Origin of the sequence: Absiella sp. AM29-15 (assembly GCF_003434225.1) — a bacterium.
In the GTDB taxonomy this organism is placed as follows: domain Bacteria; phylum Bacillota_I; class Bacilli_A; order Erysipelotrichales; family Erysipelotrichaceae; genus Hoskinsella; species Hoskinsella hominis.
The window spans coordinates 215011-234708 of record NZ_QVFL01000004.1; the positions used below are offsets into that span (position 1 = coordinate 215011).

18 protein-coding genes and 1 other annotated feature are annotated in these 19698 nt (G+C 35.0%); of the genes, 3 read left to right on the top strand and 15 right to left on the bottom strand.

Translation table 11 applies throughout. The features are described 5' to 3' along the window. Positions 1-14: 14 nt before the first annotated feature. The 6 genes from DW761_RS06215 to truB all read right to left on the bottom strand — a co-directional run bounded on the left by DW761_RS06215 (position 15) and on the right by truB (position 4550). The gene (locus DW761_RS06215; RefSeq protein ID WP_117453655.1) at positions 15-344 is read right to left on the bottom strand and encodes an Asp23/Gls24 family envelope stress response protein; all 330 of its coding nucleotides are present in this window, start codon (positions 342-344) and stop codon (positions 15-17) included. Between the two features lie 71 nt (positions 345-415). Next, positions 416-718: a hypothetical protein gene (locus DW761_RS06220; RefSeq protein ID WP_233513042.1), complete on the bottom strand. Its 303-nt coding sequence runs from the start codon at positions 716-718 to the stop codon at positions 416-418. An 82-nt stretch (positions 719-800) separates the two neighbouring features. Beyond that, positions 801-1319 (bottom strand): stage III sporulation protein AH, encoded by a 519-nt coding sequence (locus tag DW761_RS06225; protein WP_117516864.1) that lies wholly within the window; start codon positions 1317-1319, stop codon positions 801-803. A gap of 80 nt (positions 1320-1399) precedes the next feature. Further along, entirely contained in the window at positions 1400-2776 is a 1377-nt protein-coding gene (locus tag DW761_RS06230) for a RelA/spoT family protein (RefSeq protein ID WP_117453658.1), read from the bottom strand. Next, entirely contained in the window at positions 2767-3711 is a 945-nt protein-coding gene (ribF, locus tag DW761_RS06235) for a riboflavin biosynthesis protein RibF (protein WP_117516866.1), read from the bottom strand. The genes DW761_RS06230 and ribF overlap by 10 nt, the downstream gene beginning before the upstream one ends. Before the next feature lie 8 nt (positions 3712-3719). Then, positions 3720-4550, bottom strand: a complete 831-nt coding sequence (truB, locus tag DW761_RS06240) for a tRNA pseudouridine(55) synthase TruB (protein WP_117516868.1) — start codon at positions 4548-4550, stop codon at positions 3720-3722. Between the two features lie 170 nt (positions 4551-4720). Here truB and DW761_RS06245 point away from each other — a divergent pair, with 170 nt between their 5' ends. Then, a complete protein-coding gene (locus DW761_RS06245) occupies positions 4721-5500 on the top strand; it encodes an ATP-binding protein (RefSeq protein ID WP_117516870.1) in 780 nt (259 codons plus the stop codon). A 19-nt stretch (positions 5501-5519) separates the two neighbouring features. Here the strand turns inward: DW761_RS06245 and DW761_RS06250 are convergent, their stop codons facing one another. After that, the gene (locus DW761_RS06250; protein WP_117516872.1) at positions 5520-6098 is read right to left on the bottom strand and encodes a hydrolase; all 579 of its coding nucleotides are present in this window, start codon (positions 6096-6098) and stop codon (positions 5520-5522) included. A 512-nt stretch (positions 6099-6610) separates the two neighbouring features. On the opposite strand from DW761_RS06250, the gene DW761_RS06255 reads away from it, so the two are divergent. After that, positions 6611-7411: a Ku protein gene (locus DW761_RS06255; protein ID WP_117516874.1), complete on the top strand. Its 801-nt coding sequence runs from the start codon at positions 6611-6613 to the stop codon at positions 7409-7411. Further along, entirely contained in the window at positions 7411-8343 is a 933-nt protein-coding gene (locus DW761_RS06260; protein ID WP_117516876.1) for an RNA ligase family protein, read from the top strand. The genes DW761_RS06255 and DW761_RS06260 overlap by 1 nt, the downstream gene beginning before the upstream one ends. Positions 8344-8463: 120 nt before the next feature. Here the strand turns inward: DW761_RS06260 and DW761_RS06265 are convergent, their stop codons facing one another. The 8 genes from DW761_RS06265 to leuS all read right to left on the bottom strand — a co-directional run bounded on the left by DW761_RS06265 (position 8464) and on the right by leuS (position 19338). After that, positions 8464-10467, bottom strand: coding sequence for a hypothetical protein (locus DW761_RS06265; RefSeq protein WP_117516878.1), 2004 nt, complete (start codon positions 10465-10467; stop codon positions 8464-8466). Next, a complete protein-coding gene (locus DW761_RS06270) occupies positions 10464-11078 on the bottom strand; it encodes a putative bacteriocin export ABC transporter (RefSeq protein WP_117516880.1) in 615 nt (204 codons plus the stop codon). Before DW761_RS06270 ends, DW761_RS06265 begins: the two co-directional genes overlap by 4 nt. A 257-nt stretch (positions 11079-11335) precedes the next feature. Further along, positions 11336-13090 carry an aspartate--tRNA ligase gene (gene aspS, locus DW761_RS06275; RefSeq protein WP_117516882.1) on the bottom strand — a complete coding sequence of 585 codons (1755 nt, stop codon included), beginning with the start codon at positions 13088-13090 and terminating at the stop codon, positions 11336-11338. 10 nt (positions 13091-13100) lie between these two features. Continuing rightward, positions 13101-14441 carry a histidine--tRNA ligase gene (gene hisS, locus DW761_RS06280; protein WP_117516884.1) on the bottom strand — a complete coding sequence of 447 codons (1341 nt, stop codon included), beginning with the start codon at positions 14439-14441 and terminating at the stop codon, positions 13101-13103. Positions 14442-14746: 305 nt separating this feature from the next. Further along, positions 14747-15715, bottom strand: coding sequence for an ROK family transcriptional regulator (locus DW761_RS06285; protein WP_117516886.1), 969 nt, complete (start codon positions 15713-15715; stop codon positions 14747-14749). A 62-nt stretch (positions 15716-15777) separates the two neighbouring features. After that, positions 15778-16515: a YebC/PmpR family DNA-binding transcriptional regulator gene (locus DW761_RS06290; protein ID WP_117453669.1), complete on the bottom strand. Its 738-nt coding sequence runs from the start codon at positions 16513-16515 to the stop codon at positions 15778-15780. Between the two features lie 116 nt (positions 16516-16631). Beyond that, entirely contained in the window at positions 16632-16886 is a 255-nt protein-coding gene (locus DW761_RS06295) for a helix-turn-helix domain-containing protein (RefSeq protein WP_117516888.1), read from the bottom strand. Positions 16887-16938: 52 nt separating this feature from the next. Further along, on the bottom strand, positions 16939-19338 hold the full coding sequence (leuS, locus tag DW761_RS06300) for a leucine--tRNA ligase (RefSeq protein ID WP_117516890.1): 2400 nt from the start codon (positions 19336-19338) through the stop codon (positions 16939-16941). Between the two features lie 42 nt (positions 19339-19380). Beyond that, positions 19381-19582, bottom strand: a binding site (T-box leader). Between the last annotated feature and the right edge of the window lie 116 nt (positions 19583-19698).

A 19698-nucleotide genomic window follows, 5' to 3' on the forward strand; every position in this document is an offset into this window, starting at 1 on the left:
CGTAAGGATTTCTTTTAAAATATAAAGCCAACGACACGGATATCAATTACATCCGGAGTATATCCAGTCATATGTTCAATATTCTCAAAGATCTTACCTTGTACCTTACTGCAGGTATCATTTACATTCACACTGTATTTCACTTTCACATCCAAGTTCAAAATCAGCTGATCATTTACGATCTTGCATGATAATGGATATTTAAATGGTTTACTTCCAGCTGCCAGCTTCAGATTTTCTTCTTCATCAATCACATTCTTTGCTATTGCTTGGAAAGCTGCTGTGCTTAATGCAATCACACCAACGTCGTTGTTTTCTTTTAATGCTATATATTCTTGTGCCATATTCATCACCTTCTATGGATATTATAACAGAACAGGCTTTCTTATTCAACGTTTTATTTACCCATTGTGCTCTACACTTTCACAAAATTCCAACCATTTGATACACGAATGATTTGTATATCATCTACCTGGATATGCAGATCATTCACAAATCCTTTTATCAATGCATCTTCCTCCATGCTGGTATGACCACGAAAGCCATCCGCATATGGATCCCATGGGCCACTTTGTAGTCCTGTTGGACAAGCATTAAATGTTTTCCTGTCAATGTGTACCCCATTTTTGAATTGAATGATGAAATCATGTTTCAGCTTTTCACCTTTTGGTAACGGCTTGAAAAACTGAAGAAAAGGATGATCTAATATGCTCATCATAAGCGCCTTCTTTCTTCTTTGAATATAACGTTATAAATGGATGAAGTCAATAGAAAAGACTGCTTTTACACAGTCTGTTTCATTATTTAAAGGCTACTTCAATCAGATATTGATTTTTTACGATATCCTTGGCAGTTTTCATGATATTCGCGGCTGTTTTTTTATCGGCTTTTGTATCAAAAATGGTTATGGTACAAGTGGTATCCTTGATTTCTACAGCACTGTTCAGCTTTTGTTTTGTTAAGGCATTCTTGATATCTGTTTGTAACTGTTGTTCACTCTTTACTTCTTCCATGGTCGATAAAGCATCTTCCTTATCTTTTTCTTCACTGTCCTTATCCGCAACCACCTGGTTATTGTCGTTGATCTGTGTTTCTTTCTTTTGATTGATTTGATCCTGTAATTCTTCTGCAGAATCCTTTTTCTCATTATCCTGTTTGGATGTATTTTCCTGTTCGCTGTCCTTGGAATCTTCTTGTTCCCCGCTGGTTGTCTGATTGCTCATCACGCTTGTGGAATCAGATGGTAATGTTACATAATACACAGATAACATGAGCACCAGAGAAAACATTGTTAGAAATGCCAATGCCTGTTTATTCATGGTCTTGCCCTCCTGTCTTGTTCTATCCTATGTTTTCATTAGAAGGATTATGACAAAAAAAGAGTGGAAAATCTCCACTCTTAAGACTGAAAAATCTGATATACACGTTTCATCCATTCATCATAATAGGCATTGCGATATTCCATAAAATCTGAATAAGAAATAACACGGCCTTCTAGTTCTTCAATGAATGTCACAAAAGCATGATTGATAGCGACCATTTTATCATCATAGATAATATGAATCGTACCAATCTCACATAAAGATTCTGCTAAGATTTTACTACACTCTTCATGCAACAGATCACTTTGATCCATAGGCAGTTTCACAAAGCTTGTATTTAACCAATAATTATCCACAAGATAATTTTTAATTACATTTAAAAACATACAGAAATCTTCCATATTGTTTCCAGGCTCTATCGCAAACAGCATATTGAAGAATACATACCAATCATAATCAGTATTGATAATACTCAACAAATAGTTGCCCAGGATATGAATAAAAATATCCTGTGACAAGAATTCTTCCTCAATTTCTATTTCATTTTCAAAATCCAGATCAATACTGTTCAGCTTTTTAAACGTCTTGAATAAAGAGGTTACACGATCATTACTACCTCCATCATAGCGGATATCCTTTAAAAAGATATAATGGCCCAGTATGGTAGAAGTATTTTTGATATTCATGGTAAAACCAATGGATTCATTCATTTTTCTTGCGAATAAGTCATTGATTGCTTTGGATATCTGTTTTTCAAATGTGCCTTCTGTAATGCTTGTATCACTCACACTGGATTCCTGCATCTGATTATAAATGATATTCAACTGACGATCTGTAATGGTTAAATTCGCCTTGATACTTGCCAGTAGATCTTTCATGAAATCATCATATACATAGTAGTTGGTATTCTTATATACCAGTTTATGTTCAATCTCACCCCAGAAGGAATGTACCAGTGCCTTAATTTGCAGTTCTACATTCACACGCATGCCATCTTTTAAATAATAGCCGTCAATACGATAAATCGCAAAACCATTTTTTTGAATCTGCGGCTGACGGGACGCAACATCTAAAAAGAAATTTGGATTTACTTCATTATAGTAATAACCATCTTCTTCATGGAAACGATTCAGCTTATCCCGTAACACTTTTAATACATTAAATTCATCCTCGATAAAACGACATTCGATAATAAATCCAACCAGATCACTCAAGCTGTCTAATATCTCCTGAGCACTGTTGTTTTCTACGTAGAAACGATTACGTATGATTTTTTCACGTAAACTGTCTTTTGATTTTATACGGGAATTGATATCCACAACCATCTCTCGTTTTCCACGCATCAAAAATTCAATATATTCATGTAATTCATCTTCTACTTCACGATAAAAGGAATGGTTTTTCTCTAATAAATCCAACGTAGAATCAATGGTATCAAATACCTTTAAACGCATGCTGATCCTTCCTTTCTCTTTTGGAAATATGTACGGGCAGTCTGTTCATCTTTCTTTAACTGTGCCATGAATGCGTCTTTCCCAGGAAAACGACATTCTTCTCTTAAAAACGACAGAAAGCGAAAAACAACTGCTTCTCCATAGATGTCATCCTGAAAATCTAATAGATGCGCTTCCATAGATGTATCCTTTTGATAATTAAAGCTTGGGTTATGCCCTACATTCATAATCGCAGGATACCATATTCCTTTACATAAAACTTCACCGACATAAACACCTTGTTTTGGTGTTATATAATGATCATCCATTAATAGATTAGCTGTAGGAAAGCCTACAGTTCTGCCAATATGGTTTCCTTCTTTTACATGTCCTTCGATTTCATAAGCTCGCCCCATAATGGCAGCTGCTTTCTCCATTCTTCCATCTTCTAACAGTTTTTCTATACGAGTACTGGATATTTTTTGATGTTCACTGTCAACTTCTTCAACAACTTTTACCTCAAATTCTCTTTGACTTTTCAGCGTATCTACACTTCCTTTGCCCATGCCGGCATAATGGAAATCATAGCCGCATACAAGTGTATGTAGATTTAATTTTCCAAGTACTTCCTGATGAAATCCTTCTACACTTAAATTTGCCATGCTTTTTGTGAAATCCAAGATGATCCAGTTTTTGATTCCCAGCGTTTCTCCAATCTGCATACGTTTTTTCATTGGTGTTATATGTGGGATATGTTCCATATGTTTAATAACCTTCCATGGGTCTGGTTCAAATGTAATCAAAGAAGGCTCCGTATTTGTATTTTTAGCCGTTTCCACAACACATTCTACCAGTTTTTGATGTCCCAAATGCAAACCGTCAAAATATCCGATACATGCTGTAATTGGTGTTTTTATCTCATCTCCATGATCGATTCCTATATGATATATCTTCATTCTTTCACCTACCATAATCCACGTGCACAACGATATACATCGTTTTCCACTCTTTGATAAACAGCAACAATTTCCTGATCATGCGTAATCATGACTTCATCAGCATCACATTGCAGTTTAATTTTCTTCCCATTAAAAACATCCTGAATGGGTTCATATGCGATTTGTGTATATCCCGCAAACATATCCATTAAGGTATGTAATTTAAAATTTCCATTTCTTACATCATCTAATGTACAAGCATCGTTTAAAGAAAATCTGCCTACTTTTGTGCGCACCAAAGATGACATACAGCCAAGATTGCCTGTTTTCTCTGCGATATCCACACATAAAGAGCGAATATATGTACCAGAACTGCAAGCAACACGAAACTCTAGTTTTTGGTCATCTAATGCTTCAATATCATAAATCGTGACATCTCTTAAAGGACGTTCCACCGTTTCATGATTTCTTGCATATTCATATAGTTTTCTGCCATTGACCCGAACACTGCTGACCATTGGCGGATATTGTTTGATATTCCCTTGAAACGTTTGTAATACAGAATCAAAATTCTGGATTGGCATTACTTCTCTTGTTTCCTGTAACGCTCCCCAGATATCATCAGTATCATATTTTTCTCCCAAACGCATGGTTGCGATATATTCTTTATCTGTATCCTCTAAATAAGGCAATGCTTTACATGCCTTGCCTACCAGTACCAATAAAACACCGGTTGCCTGTGGATCCAAGGTTCCACTATGTCCGATTTTTTTTATATGTAAAATTCTTCTTAGCTGGGCTACAACATCATGACTTGTCATACCCGCTTCTTTATGAATTACTAAAATTCCATCCATGTTATCACCGTTCTTTATTATACAACAAACGAAATGAAATAGCTATCTATTCGTATTTTGTTATGATAGAAAAAAAGCATGGAATTTCTATGTCATCTTAAAAATTTACATTCCAGATTTAAACAAAAGCATGCTATAATGTTGTACGTTATGTAAGGATGTGTAAAAATATGAAATTACAGGAGATATTACGCAATATCAGGAAAGCGGATCAGGATTATCGTATGATTCAGGATGGCGATCGTATTGCGGTTGGGGTAAGCGGTGGAAAAGACAGTATGGTACTGCTTGCGGCGCTACATATGTATTCAAAATTTCAGGGAAAAAACTTTCATGTTGTTGGTATTCATATCAAAATTGGTTTTCCCAATATGGATTTTTCAGAAGTAGAAGCTTTCTGTGAACGTGAAGGCATAGAATTTCACAGCTTTGATTCTATGATATATAAAATCTTACAACGTAATCTAGATAAAAATGGCGACTTAAAATGCAGTCTGTGTTCAAAATTCAAAAAGGCTTCTGTCATTGAAGAAGCCAAAAAGCTCAACTGTAATAAAATCGCATTTGGTCATCACAGCAATGATGCTGTAGAAACTTTATTTATGAATATGATCCATGGTGGCAAGATTGCGACATTCTTACCAAAGATGTATATGTCACGTACCGATGTGATGTTTATACGTCCTTTGATTTACTGCTTTGAAGAAGATATTTTAAATGCACAATACAATAATGAAATCCCTTTTGTGAAAAGCACCTGTCCAAATGATGGTTATACAGAACGACAGGAAATGAAAGACATGTTGAAAGAGCTTTATGAAAAATATCCAATGGCAAAAGGCAATTTCGTACATATGTTAAGCAATGAAAAGCAAGTAGATCTATGGCATAAGCTGCAGGATGACGAGGAAGATCCTTTTGAAAAAATGATGAAAGAAAACGATGTGTAATGAAAAAATCACATCGTTTTTACTTTCCTTCAATATAATAAGTTGCCTCCATATCCGCACAGCTTAATGCAAAAGATAGTGGAAACTGTTCAAAGCTTTGTCCAACATTTCTTACTTCATCATTCCCGCTAAATCCCATATGATAGCGAATTGCGAATGCTTCTTCCCTGCTTAAACGCATAAAGCCTGTGATGATGTATACACTTTTTTCTCCATGCCCATATGGCAGTTGATCATCAAATTCATAATATGGTACCTGTGTCCATGTACCGTTCACCTTCACATTCCGTGTACTTTCCTTATAACAGTTGACCTTACAGATATCATGTAACAGGGCCACGATTGCGATTGTTTCATCTGAATAATTCATATGATAAACCAGCTTTGCCCGCTCTCTTGATAAATAATCACAAAGACAGTCATAAACGTTTAAACTATGCTCCAGAAGTCCTTGTGGATATGCGCCATGAAATCTAGTAGAAGCGGGAGCAGTGAAAAAATCACAGTGTTCACTTAATAAATAATCTAACAATTTATCGCTGCCTTCACGATGAATCATCTCTTTATATATGTTGATAAAACGTTCTTTTGCGTCCATAAAAATCCTCCTGAATGTTTGTATGATATGGATTCATTATAACATTACCGTACGGAAATAAAAAGTAAAAATAAACGAAACAATATTTTATGAAAATATAATTTTTTATTACAAATCTATTTAGTATCCCCCCTTTAATATATTATATTTCCCATCATATCAATAAAGCATAAAAAAAGCAGATGAAACATTCTTCATCTGCTTTTTTAAGTCCAAGAGGAGAGATCTTTCCCTGTATATACAGGTGGGTGTCCTGCGCAAATTTTCAGGATCCCTGCACGTAGCAGGTCTTCAACACAAAAATGCGACGTCCGGGCTCCCTTATCTCTAAGTGTAGGAAAAATTTATACCTCTTGGACAAATATAGTATATCATGGTTTCTAAAAAAATATACCCCTTGACATTATTTTTTTTCTTGTTCTAAATCGTGCTGTTTCCTCACTTGCTGATTGTTTCCTATCTTCATAGAATGATTTGGCAAAAACCTTACAGAATAATATAGAGGTGATAACATGGCAGTCGCACATAAAGGTGCTATTTCATTTGGACTTGTACATATTCCTATCCAAATGTATCGAACAACACAGGATAATGATATTTCTTTTAATCAGTTATGCAAGGATACGAAAGAACGTGTCAAATATAAGAAATATTGTCCTAATTGTCAGAAAGAATTAAAAAGTGATGATATCGTGAAAGGATATCAGTATGAAAAGGATAAATATGTCATTATGACAAATGATGAAATTGAAGAATTAAAGGCAGAAAAAGATCGTACCATTCATATCCTTCAGTTCAGTGAGCTGGAAGGGATACGCGATATTTTCTATGAAAAAAACTATTATGCGATACCTGAAAAACATGCGGAAAAAGCATATGAGTTATTATATGCCGCAATGAAGGATCTAGGTGTTGTCGCTATTGCGAAAACCGTGATTGGCACAAAGGAAACACTATTGGCATTATGTCCAGAAGAGGAAGGCATCTTAGTGAAAACATTATTTTATGATGATGAAATTGTGGATATGCCTAAAACTCTTACACATCCAAAAATCGAAAAAGCTGAAAAAGATATGGCAAAACAATTGATTGAAAGTATGAAGAAACCATTTGAGCCAGAGTTATATCATGATGAGTTTCAGGAACGTTTAAAAGAAGCCATTGAAGCTAAAATTCATGGAGATGATGTTGTCCATGGCAGTGATGCACGTAAAGATAACATTACACCAATGGATTTAATGGAAGCTTTACAACAGTCTATTGCGCAAAGTAAGTCAAAAGCCAAAGGCAGAAGACGGCGGGTTACTCACTGATGGACTTTGATAAACGGGATATCCGCCCTATGTTGATTGGTGTTGAACAGCCGGCATTTGATGATGAAGATTATATCTATGAATGGAAGATGGATGGTGTTCGCTGTCTGGTTTATGTAGATGAGCATAAAGCTGTCTTGCAAAATAAACGTGGATTATTATTGAATCGAAAGTTTCCAGAGTTAAAAGATATTGGCAAACAGGTTAAACACCGTTGTATTCTGGATGGTGAGTTATATATTTTCAAAGATGGCATCAACGATTTCTTTGAAGTACAGAAACGTACTCTAACAAGTGATCCTTTCAAAATCAGGCTACATGCTTCCAAATATCCAGCTACCTTTACAGCATTTGATATCTTATATGATAAAGATCAATTTCTTGTGGATCTACCTTTGATGAAAAGAAAGCAGCATTTATCAAAAATCATCAAAGAAAATGAAAGAATCAATATCAGCCGCTATATTGAAAAAGATGGCATCCGTTTGTTTGATTTGGCGAAACAACATGGATTAGAAGGCATCGTTGCCAAACGCAAGGAAAGCAAATATCATATGGATAAACGTACAAAAGAATGGATTAAATGTAAAAATCTTTTAGATGATGACTTTGTGATTACAGGATATATTTTAAAAGAAAAAGGTGTTGTTTCACTGGTAATGGCACAATATGATCATCAACATCTTACCTATATGGGGCATGTCAGTATGGGTGTTTCCCTTTCCTATCTACAAACGCACAGTAAGAAAAGTGAAGACTGTCCATTTGATATTTATCCTGAAGGAAATGAAAATGCGATATGGATCAAGCCATTTCTAGTTGGTACTGTTAAGTTTATGGAATATACAAAACAAGGTGGCCTTCGTCAACCGGTATTTAAAGGTTTTCGTGATGATAAATTACCTGAAGAGTGTATGAAAAAAGCACAATAGTATAAAGTACAATTTTCCTAATTACAGATGAAAAAAGATTTTTAAAATGATTAATGATACTCATCATTTTAGAAATCTCTTTTCGTTTATGATTTCCTATTATTATTCTCCATTTGGTCTTTATTTTTTCAGATTTTCCTGAAGCGTATTTCGGTTCATCAAATACATGGATACACTAAACATTATAAAATCTAAAACTGTAATTGTAATCATCATGAAAATAAAGTAATCTGTATAATATCCGTTATGTCCATATACAAACATGATAAAATAGGATAGTATACATTCTATGAGTATAAAGCCAATTTCTTTCAATATCTTTTTACGATGAATCCTTTGTTCACTATATCCTAATAACTGTCTTACCATGATTTGTTTCCAGTTACTTTTCTTATAGAAACTTATGTCCATACTAAGAATGACTATAATCATTGTAAAATAGACTAGAAAATTGAAAATATCATTTTCTGCTCGTTTCATCCAACGATCATATTCATGATTGCTTAAAACAGCTAAATCATCATATAAAAGATGATTTTTTATACCAGCTTCCTGAAGTGTTGCTTTCAACTCCTCTGGTGTTGCTTTAAAATATATATATGAATGACTCATGGAAGATGTCAGTAATTGTGTATCTGTAAATAAGACGTAATCCTCTCCTTTTCCTGTCGCATATTTCTTATCTTGTACATCAAACAAGAATATTGGTTGATCTTCTTTTAAATATGTCACATAAGTCGATAATATTGGATATACTTTTTCAATTTCTTTTTGCTGATCTTTATATTTTTCACTCATAAGTAGATGTTTTCCGCTTTGAGGTTCAATATGTACGACATTTCCATCTACATCTATCAATTTAAGACGGTTGATATACTCATAATTCGTTGTACGACCAATTTCATCATATAAGTCGATTTCTACATTTGTTGCGACACTAATCCTTTCTCTCCAATAAATTAGTTCATATTTCTTACTCAGTGCATCTATTGTGTTTGTGAAATAATTATTATCATCAAATTCATAGTTCCAGTTCTCATCTAACTGAATCACAGAAAAACCTGTACATAATTTTTCATACACTTCTTTATGCTGAATATTATGATATGCCCTTTCAATACTGAACATATATTCACAACTACTCACAATACATAAAGAGACCAAGATTACTTTTAAAACCGAAATGGTTATTTTGGCTGGTCTTAAATTTAACTTTCCCTTTAATAAATTAACAATTTTTTGTCTTGTGCACAAATATAAGCTTGGGAAGCTGAGCAGCAAATATAGAATAAACAAAAACAAAACAGAAAGTAAATTTATCCATAGGTAAAACAAAATGTTTTTAAATGCTGTTTTCATTATAAATAGATAGATGATTTTTATACCGAATATGATGACAGTACAAATACAACCTATTTTTATAATTTCTTTCATCTCATCTAAATATGTCCGTATAAATGCATATCCATGAAGATTTTTTACAGCAAACGTTTTGCTCTGACCGACAAAATATAATAATGTGATAACTAGTAAAACAATAATGGCAACCAGATAGGGTTTTGTATCTTCCAGAAATACTGTGCTAATCATGGATACAACTGGACTATTGTGAATCTCATATCCCGGCATTTCTTCAGTTGTTACTTTCATATCTGGAAATAATTTAGATAACTTTGTTTGTATATCAGTTAGTTCTTGTATGTTTCCACTTATGTAAAATATTGTAGGATCAATATTTTCATAATTTTTAATTGTTACTTGATTTTTTTTATCACTAAATTCAATTTGACATTGATGATCATTCTCCCAATCAGAACAAATTTCATTCATCTGTTGAGGATTACCCACAATGACTTCAAATTCTTCTTGCACTGGCATATTAGGATAAAATATTTTTTTCGTTTTTGTAAAAAACATATTTAAGTGTTCTTCTTTGGCGAATTGTTGTAATTGATTAGTGATATCTTTATTTGTATCATTAGCGATATTGTATCGCCACACATTATCGTTCGTATAAAGGAAGGAAAAACTTCTTTGTTGATCTATTTTAGAAACTGTTTGTATAGACATATACCCCATGATTGCAGATATGAACAGCCATACAAGAATCAGCACTTTTTTCATTTATGTTTTTCCAATGTGATGATATGATCACATGCATTTGCCACAAATGGATCATGAGTCGCAATAATCACACATTTTCCTTCTTTTTTCATTCCTTTTAATATTTCGATAACTTCATTACGATTTTTTTCATCTAAATTTCCGGTCGGTTCATCTGCTAATACCACATTACATGGCTTTAACAAAATTCTTGCCAATGCTACTCGTTGTTGTTCTCCACCACTTAATTCATAAATCATTTGCTTTTCATAGCCACTCAGTCCAACAGTTTCGAGTACCTGAGATATAGATTTTTCTTTATTTTTTTGATAAGCCAAAGCGATTTTTAAATTTTTTTCTACATTTTGTTCTTCGATCAACGCATAATTTTGAAACAAATAACCAATTTCACTTCGTAAATAATTTCTTACGTTCTTAATTGGCTTTTGATGATATAAAACTTCACCTTGTGTTGGTTTATCCAATTTTCCAATGATATTTAATAAGGTGCTCTTGCCACAGCCGCTTACACCAGTGATGGCATACATATTGTTTGCCTCAAACTCAAGGCTTAAATCTTGTAAAACGACATGCTTTCCAAATTGTTTTGTTATGTTGTTTAATGAAATCATAGAAATCTCCTTTCTTACATTGTGGAATCCTTAAAATATTAATCTAATATGATTTTGCTTACCATATAATTAATAATATATCAGTTTTAATAAAAAAGCAAACGTTTTCATTTTTTTGAAATATAATAAAAAAATAGATTATATATGTATGTCGTGTAATCATTTTGGAAATTAAAAGATAATCTTTAACCATTTTTCAATAAACTCCATTTTAAAAATAAAAAAATCGATTTTTCAACCGATTTTTTATATATGTATTAGTGTTCTTTTACAGGATGTGTAATACCAATATGCAATTCTTTCAATTGTTCATCATATACCGGACTTGGTGCTTCACTCATTAAATCAGATGCACTAGCTGTTTTAGGGAATGCGACAACATCACGGATATTGTCAGTTCCTGCCAGAATCATGACCAAACGCTCTAATCCAATACCTACACCACCATGTGGAGGTGTACCGTATTTAAATGCATCAATGAAGAATCCAAATTTATTATAAGCTTCTTCTAAAGACATGCCGATTGCTTCAAAGACTTTCTTTTGAAGTTCCTGATCATGAATACGGATAGAGCCACTTAACAGTTCATAGCCATTTAATACAAGGTCATATGCACGAGAATAGCAATTTGCTGGATCACTCATCAATTTATCTACATCTTCTAAATTTGGACAAGTGAATGGATGATGTGCCGCAACATATCGATCCTCTTCTTCTACATATTCAAACATTGGGAAGTTTGTGACCCAAAGGAAGGCGAATTTTGATTCATCAATCAGATTTAAATCATGACCAAGCTTGTTTCTTAAGGCACCAAGTGATGTTTGGGCAACTTTTTTCTTAGCCGCAACCATGAACAATAAATCATTATCCTCTAAACCAAGCTGTGCTTTTAGTGCAGCTTTTTCTTCATCACTTACAACTTTTGCGACAGAGCCACTAAATTCCCCATTCGCAAGTTTTAAATACGCCAGCGCTTTTGCGCCATATACTTTTACAAATTCCTGCAGCTTGTCTAAATCTTTACGTGAGAATTTATCTGCGCCGCCTTTCACAACCATTGCCTGAATAACGCCTTTATTTTCTAATACGTCTGCGAAAATCTTAAAGGTTGTATTCGCAAAAATATCATTTACATTGCACAATTCCATACCGAAACGCATATCAGGTTTATCGCTTCCAAAGCGTTCCATACATTCATCATATGGAATACGTACAAATTCAGGAAGATCCACATGCTTGATTTCTTTAAATATCTTACGCATCAGTTCCTCTGTAATATTCCAGATATCTTCTTCTTCGATAAAGCTCATTTCAATATCGATCTGTGTAAACTCAGGCTGACGGTCTGCACGTAAATCTTCATCACGGAAACATCTTGCGATCTGGAAATATTTTTCTAATCCACCCACCATCAATAATTGTTTATAAATCTGTGGTGATTGTGGAAGTGCATAAAATTCTCCAGGACTTACACGACTTGGAACCAAATAGTCACGAGCACCTTCTGGTGTAGACTTACATAGGATTGGTGTTTCAATTTCCAAGAATCCATGATCTGACAAGAAGTTTCTTGTGATCATTGTGACCTGATGGCGAAGCATCAGATTCTTTTGTATCGGACTTCTTCTTAAATCAAGATAACGATATTTCAAACGTGTATCTTCCAATGCATCTGTTTCATCCGCAACAATGATTGGCGTAGTTTCTGCTTTATTTACGATGGTGACTTCTTCTACCTGAATTTCGATATCCCCTGTCGCAAGTTTTGGGTTCTTATCTTTACGTTCCACAACAATGCCGCTTACCTGTAATATGTATTCATTACGCACGTCACTGATCTGTTTTGCCAGTTCTTCATTGAATACCAGCTGTGTGATACCAGAACGATCACGTAAATCAATGAAAACAAGTGCGCCAAAATTTCTGCGTTTTGCGACCCATCCAACAAGTGTCACCTGTTCATTCACATTGGATAATCTCAATTCTCCATTTGTATGTGTTCTTTTCATGCTTATTCTCCTATTCTTTATGCTGTCCACATGTACAGTTTCCATCTTCACATGTACAAACATGTTCATGTTCTTCTTCACCAAACAATGCATCCATTGCATCCACAACACCATCTAATGCAACTGTCTGTTGTGTTTGTGTAGCGATATTTTTGATATTGACAGTACCCTGTTCAATATCCTTTTCACCAACGATGATCGCAGTCTTAGCTTTCTTGCGCTCTACAGTTTTAAACTGTGCTTTAAATGAACGATTTAAGAATTCACATTCACTGCGATAACCGGCAGCTCTTAACTCTGTAACAATCTGTAAAGCTTCAATTTGTACCTTTGGTGATAAACATAATACATAAGCATCTAAGCCTTCATCTTCACCTAATGCGATACCTTCTGCTTCACATGCGATAATCAAACGTTCAATACCCAGTGCCCATCCAATACCACTCATCTTTTCAGGACCACCAAAATATTCAACTAGTCCATCATAACGGCCACCAGCAAGTACAGTAGACTGTGCACCCATTTCTTTATTTTCACTTACGATTTCAAATACGGTGTGTGTATAATAATCTAATCCACGTACTAATGTATCCTCAATTTCATATGGGATACCCAGTGCATCCAAGCCATCTAATACTGCCTGAAAATAAGCTTTACTCTCTTCTGTAAGATAATCACTCATCTTAGGCGCTGTTTTCATTAATTCAGAATCATGATCGACTTTACAATCTAAGATACGTAAAGGATTTTGTTCATAACGACGTTGACAATCTCCACACATATCTTTGATACCGTCTTTAAAGTGTTCTTTTAATGCTGTACGATAAGCATCACGTGATGCATCATCACCCAAAGTATTAATTAATACCTTCATATCCTGTAAACCAACAGCAGATAAAAATGAATACCCTAAAGCGATGGCTTCTACATCTAGCATTGGACTTTTTGCGCCAACGACTTCCACACCAAACTGGTTGAAGATTCTCATTCTACCTTTCTGTGGACGTTCATGACGGCATTGTGGACCGACATAATACATCTTCATTGGTAAATCTGGATATCCAAACATTTTATTTTCCACGAAACTTCTGACAACACCAGCTGTTCCTTCTGGGCGAAGTGTCAATGATGTGGAGCTGTTTTCCAATGTAAAAGTATACATTTCTTTATTGACCATATCACTGGAGTCATTTCCTCTTTTGAATACGTTGGTGTGCTCAAAAATTGGTGTACGGATTTCTTCAAAGTTGTATACATAACAAAACTGACGGATCATTTCTTCAATCTGGTGCCATTTACTAATATCCTTTGGCAATACATCCTGTGTTCCTCTTGGGACCTGATAGTTCATACTGATTTCCTCCTTTTTATCATATGTTATCACCACGTTCATCCTAAAAAAAACGTCCTTTACATGAAAGGACGTTGTTCACGCGGTACCACCTAACTTCATTCATAACGAATGCACTTTTATCTTTAACGCAAGAACTACGGTTATCCATTTCCTGATAACTCCTCCAAAGTGTCCATCATGCAATCGTCTAGTGAAAACTTCCAGCCAAGGTTTTCTTCTCTATCTAAACATCCATGCACATGCTCTTTTTCATCGGATGTACTTTTAGTTTACTCATTTCGTATCGCTTTGTCAACTGAAAATTACGCTTTTTCACCTTGTTTTACATATTCTTCAAACAATCGCTGGATTCCTAGATAATGAACCCCCTCCATTACATCAAGTAATGGAACATTGCGAAATTCTAAGTGCAGATCATATCGATCCCCTAAATATGTTTTACAACTTTCTTTGATTTCTTTTTCTAAATGAAAAGGAATATTTTTACCTGCAATAACGATACATTGTGGATCAATGGTTACCGATACAATGGTGATGATCTGTGTGATAATATTTTTCATTACCTGATCATCTACACCAGATTGAATGATTTCATTGATACTTTTTCCATAAAATGGAATCATTCCTAGTTCTCCACTGTAATGATGAACCCCCTGTATCATCTGTTTATGAAAACAATAACTGCTTCCTACACCTGTCGTACTAAAATATACATATGCTAGATCTTTTATCGTATGATTGGCAACATATCCCATCATCATCGTTTTTACATCATTTTGAATTATGACAGGAATTGACAAACGTTTGCTTAGTTGTTCGCATATGCCAAATTGACCGAGCGTTCCTTTTTGATTACGATAAAAATACAGACCATCCACGATACCGGCAGCCGCAACACTGACACATGTCACCGCAAAACGTTCTACCAGTGTCACAATAAAATCTTCCAGTTCTTTTGTTTCTTTCAGATAGAGATGGTTTTCATAATGCGTATGTGATAAAGCATCTCGTATGGATATATCCACTGTTCGCTCATCAATAAATAATCCCAAAATCATAAATTTCTTATGATTTAAACTATATACATTGGCATTTCTACCTTTGGAAGATGTATTCAACATCTGTTTTTCAACATATCCCCGTGATTCCATTTCTTCTAAGATCTGTTTAACAACAGGAGATGAAAGATTGCTTTCCCTCACCAGCTCAACCATCGTCGCATGATGATACTTTGTGATTGCCTGAAAAACCAGCATTTGATTATTTCCCATTATGCTCACATCCTTTTTCCTTGTGATATAGGAAAACGAGCATTTCTGCCCGTTTCATTTCATTATTCTGCAGGATCGTTAATATTTCCACAGTTGTGATATACCTGCTGTACATCATCTACTTCATTCAACAGGTTGATCAAACGCTGGAACAATTTTAAATCTTCTCCTTCTAATGTAACATATTCATTAGGAAGCATAGTATCTTCCAATACGTCAAATGTTACATCAGGAATCAATGCTTCAATTGCGTCCTTTGCTTTATTCAAATCTGTTGGTTCCACAGTGATATTCATCTGTCCATCTTCAACTTCGATATCCTTTAATTCAACTTCTGCCATAATCAAAGCATCCATCATCGCTTCTTCATCTTCGTATGCGATAGATAACAAACCAACGTGTTCATAGTTGAAAGATACACATCCTGCAACACCTAATTTTGCGTGTGATTTATTGAAACAAGCACGTAAATCAGCGATTGTTCTGTTTGCATTATCTGTCAAACAGTCAATGATTACAGTTGCGGCTCCACCAGAACCGAACCCTTCATATGTAGCTGGTGAATAGTTTTCTGTTGTTCCACCTTTTGCTTTATCAATTGCTCTTTTGATAACATCTGCAGGTACCTGATTTGCTTTTGCACGTTCGATTACTTTTTTCAAAGATGCATTCATTTCTGGATCAGGCACACCGGCTTTTGCTGCCATCAGAATTTCTTTACCATATCTTGAATATAATTTTGCCTTTACTGCTGCGGTTTTTGCCATAGAAGCGGCACGTACTTCAAAATGTCTACCCATTTTAATCACCTTCCAAATTTCCTTAGTTAGTATAGCATAAAAAACAAGGGGCTTGCAACAGAAACCGCATGAAACCACCGTATTTTTCCAATATCTTATATTACAGGCATGATTTTTTACAACTTTTCTTTTCTATGAATAGCCGGTTTTTGTTCCCAATTAGGTTTTTCACCCCAAATCACACTGATCAGCGGCACTTGTAATGCCTTGGAAATATTCGTTAATTCTTTGCTGTTTAATTTTTTTACTCCTGCTTCATATTCTATGATTGCCTTTGATTCAAGATTAGCTGCTTTCGCAAATTCATCAATTGTCATCTTTTTTTCTTCTCGCATCATTTTGATGAATGTCCCGATTTTCTTTGCATCCATGATATCTTCATCCTTTTAGAAAAAGGTGTGATGAATCACCACACCTTATATATTAATTTGCTACGATATTAACAACTCTGCCTTTTACGACAATAATTTTTCTAATGGTTTTACCTTCAATCTGTACTTTTACTGTTTCCATCTGCATTGCAGTTTCTTTGATGACATCTTCACTGCTGTCTTTTGCGGTTTTAAATTTACCACGCAGCTTGCCATTTACCTGAACGATGATTTCTACTTCATCATCTACCAGTTTAGATTCATCATATGTTGGCCAAGGTTCATACGTAATCGTTGTATCTTTATGGAATACCTTCTGCCAGATTTCTTCTCCTAAGTGAGGTGCGAAGCATGCAAAGCATTTTAAGAAGCCAATAGCATATTCTTTGTAAATGCTGTCCACTTTATAGCATTCATTGATAAAGATCATCATCTGGGAAATTGCTGTATTCAGATTTAATGTTTCTACATCTCTTGTGACCTTTTTAATTGTCGCATGATATACACGATCTAATTTACCATCATTAGTATCTGTGAATTTATCATATTCTGTATATAAACGCCATACACGATCTAGCCATCTTCTAGCGCCATCTAAGCCAGTTGTACTCCAAGGAAGTGCAGCTTCAAGTGGTCCCATAAACATTTCATATACACGTAGTGCATCTGCGCCATGGCTTTCTACGATTTCATCAGGATTTACGACATTACCTCTTGATTTAGACATTTTTTCATTGTTTTCACCCAAGATCATACCTTGGTGGAATAACTTCTGGAATGGTTCCTTTGTAGGGACTACACCACAGTCATATAATACCTTATGCCAGAATCTAGCATACAATAAGTGAAGTACGGCATGCTCTGCACCACCTACATATAAATCAACTGGCAGCCAGTGTTTTAATAATTCTGGATCAGCGATTGCATCATTGTTTTTAGGATCGATATAACGTAAATAATACCAGCAGCTTCCAGCCCATTGTGGCATAGTGTTGGTTTCACGTTTTCCTTTGACACCATCAATTTCCACATTGATGAAATCCAAACAGTGTGCAAGTGGTGATTCTCCGTGTTCGTTTGGCTTAAAGTTTTTTGTTTCAGGTAATTCAAGTGGTAATTCATCGATATCGACAGTACGCATTGTACCATCTTCCATATGAATGATAGGAATTGGTTCTCCCCAGTAACGCTGACGTGAGAATAACCAATCTCTTAATTTATAGGTTGTTTTTGCACATCCACATTTGTGTTCTTCCAGCCATTTGATCATGGTATCGATTGCTTCTTGTTTACCCATACCATTTAAGAATTCAGAATTGATATGTACACCATCTTCTGTGAATGCTTCTTCTTCGATATTGCCACCCTCTAATACTGGAATGATATCAATACCAAATTTCTTAGCAAATTCATAGTCACGTGTATCATGTGCAGGAACTGCCATAATTGCACCTGTTCCATAAGATGCTAATACATAATCAGAAATCCAGATTGGAACTTCTTTTCCATTTACCGGGTTGATGGCATAAGCACCTGTAAATACACCCGTCTTTTCTTTATTTAATTCTGTACGTTCCAAATCAGACTTGCTGGCACAAGTTTTCTTATATTCATCAATTGCCTGTTTCTGTTCAGGTGTACAGATTTCATCTACATAAGGATGTTCTGGTGCCATAACACAATACGTAGCCCCAAACAATGTATCACAGCGTGTTGTAAATACTGTGAATTCTTTGTTGGTATCTTTGATTTTAAAGATAACGTTGGCACCCTGTGATTTACCAATCCAGTTGATCTGCATTTCTTTTGTGGATTGTGGCCAGTCACATAATTCCAAATCTTCCAGTAAACGTTCTGCATATTCTGTGATTTTCAATACCCACTGACGCATTGGTTTACGAATTACCGGATATCCTCCACGCTCACTTTTACCATCAATTACTTCTTCATTGGCAAGTACAGTTCCAAGTTCTGGACACCAGTTAACAGGAATTTCATCTACATAAGCCAAACCTTTGTTGTATAACTGAATAAAAATCCACTGTGTCCATTTATAGTAAGATGGATCTGTAGTAGAGATTTCACGATCCCAGTCATAAGAAAAACCTAATGATTGGATCTGTTCACGGAAATGATCTACATTTTTCTTTGTGAACTGGGCAGGATGATTTCCTGTCTGAATTGCGAATTGTTCTGCAGGCAGACCAAATGCATCCCATCCCATTGGATGTAATACATTAAAGCCCTGCATACGTTTCATACGTGCAATGATATCTGTAGCAGTATATCCTTCCGGGTGTCCTACATGCAGACCATTGCCGCTTGGATATGGAAACATATCCAGTACATAGTACTTAGGTTTGCTGAAGTCATGGGTATCACAAGCAAATGTCTTGTTTTCCAGCCAGAACTTCTGCCATTTCTTTTCAATTTCAACATGATTGAATGCCATACTAATTCTCTCCTTTACATTCATAAAAAAAACGTCCCTGTATCTAAGGACGTTGTATTAACGCGGTACCACCTTAGTTCATCTTTCACAAAAGAAAAATGCCCTTCATTTCTTCTTAACGCGAAGTAAAACGGATATTGCTATCGGCTCCATAACGAGTTCCCCGTTTCCATGTACAGCTTTCCACCATCCAGCTGCTCTCTAAAACACTTTCGCAGGTACTACTTTATTTCATCGCCTTTACTTGTTTAGTATAACGAAATGCACATATATTTGTCAATGGATTTTAAACAAAAAACAGTAAATATTATGATTCGAATATGATAATGTCTTAATGAAACCAAATTGATTTTGTCTTTA

Excerpts from the sequence above, each read along its gene's own strand:
- DW761_RS06255 (WP_117516874.1), top strand. The coding sequence starts at position 6,611 with ATGGCAGTCGCACATAAAGGTGCTATTTCATTTGGACTTGTACATATT.
- DW761_RS06270 (WP_117516880.1), bottom strand. The coding sequence starts at position 11,078 with ATGATTTCATTAAACAACATAACAAAACAATTTGGAAAGCATGTCGTT.
- hisS (WP_117516884.1), bottom strand. The coding sequence starts at position 14,441 with ATGAACTATCAGGTCCCAAGAGGAACACAGGATGTATTGCCAAAGGAT.
- DW761_RS06295 (WP_117516888.1), bottom strand. The coding sequence starts at position 16,886 with ATGGATGCAAAGAAAATCGGGACATTCATCAAAATGATGCGAGAAGAA.
- DW761_RS06220 (WP_233513042.1), bottom strand. The coding sequence starts at position 718 with ATGATGAGCATATTAGATCATCCTTTTCTTCAGTTTTTCAAGCCGTTA.
- DW761_RS06250 (WP_117516872.1), bottom strand. The coding sequence starts at position 6,098 with ATGGACGCAAAAGAACGTTTTATCAACATATATAAAGAGATGATTCAT.
- DW761_RS06225 (WP_117516864.1), bottom strand. The coding sequence starts at position 1,319 with ATGAATAAACAGGCATTGGCATTTCTAACAATGTTTTCTCTGGTGCTC.
- ribF (WP_117516866.1), bottom strand. The coding sequence starts at position 3,711 with ATGAAGATATATCATATAGGAATCGATCATGGAGATGAGATAAAAACA.
- leuS (WP_117516890.1), bottom strand. The coding sequence starts at position 19,338 with ATGGCATTCAATCATGTTGAAATTGAAAAGAAATGGCAGAAGTTCTGG.
- truB (WP_117516868.1), bottom strand. The coding sequence starts at position 4,550 with ATGGATGGAATTTTAGTAATTCATAAAGAAGCGGGTATGACAAGTCAT.
- aspS (WP_117516882.1), bottom strand. The coding sequence starts at position 13,090 with ATGAAAAGAACACATACAAATGGAGAATTGAGATTATCCAATGTGAAT.
- DW761_RS06285 (WP_117516886.1), bottom strand. The coding sequence starts at position 15,715 with ATGGGAAATAATCAAATGCTGGTTTTTCAGGCAATCACAAAGTATCAT.
- DW761_RS06215 (WP_117453655.1), bottom strand. The coding sequence starts at position 344 with ATGGCACAAGAATATATAGCATTAAAAGAAAACAACGACGTTGGTGTG.
- DW761_RS06230 (WP_117453658.1), bottom strand. The coding sequence starts at position 2,776 with ATGCGTTTAAAGGTATTTGATACCATTGATTCTACGTTGGATTTATTA.
- DW761_RS06265 (WP_117516878.1), bottom strand. The coding sequence starts at position 10,467 with ATGAAAAAAGTGCTGATTCTTGTATGGCTGTTCATATCTGCAATCATG.
- DW761_RS06290 (WP_117453669.1), bottom strand. The coding sequence starts at position 16,515 with ATGGGTAGACATTTTGAAGTACGTGCCGCTTCTATGGCAAAAACCGCA.
- DW761_RS06245 (WP_117516870.1), top strand. The coding sequence starts at position 4,721 with ATGAAATTACAGGAGATATTACGCAATATCAGGAAAGCGGATCAGGAT.
- DW761_RS06260 (WP_117516876.1), top strand. The coding sequence starts at position 7,411 with ATGGACTTTGATAAACGGGATATCCGCCCTATGTTGATTGGTGTTGAA.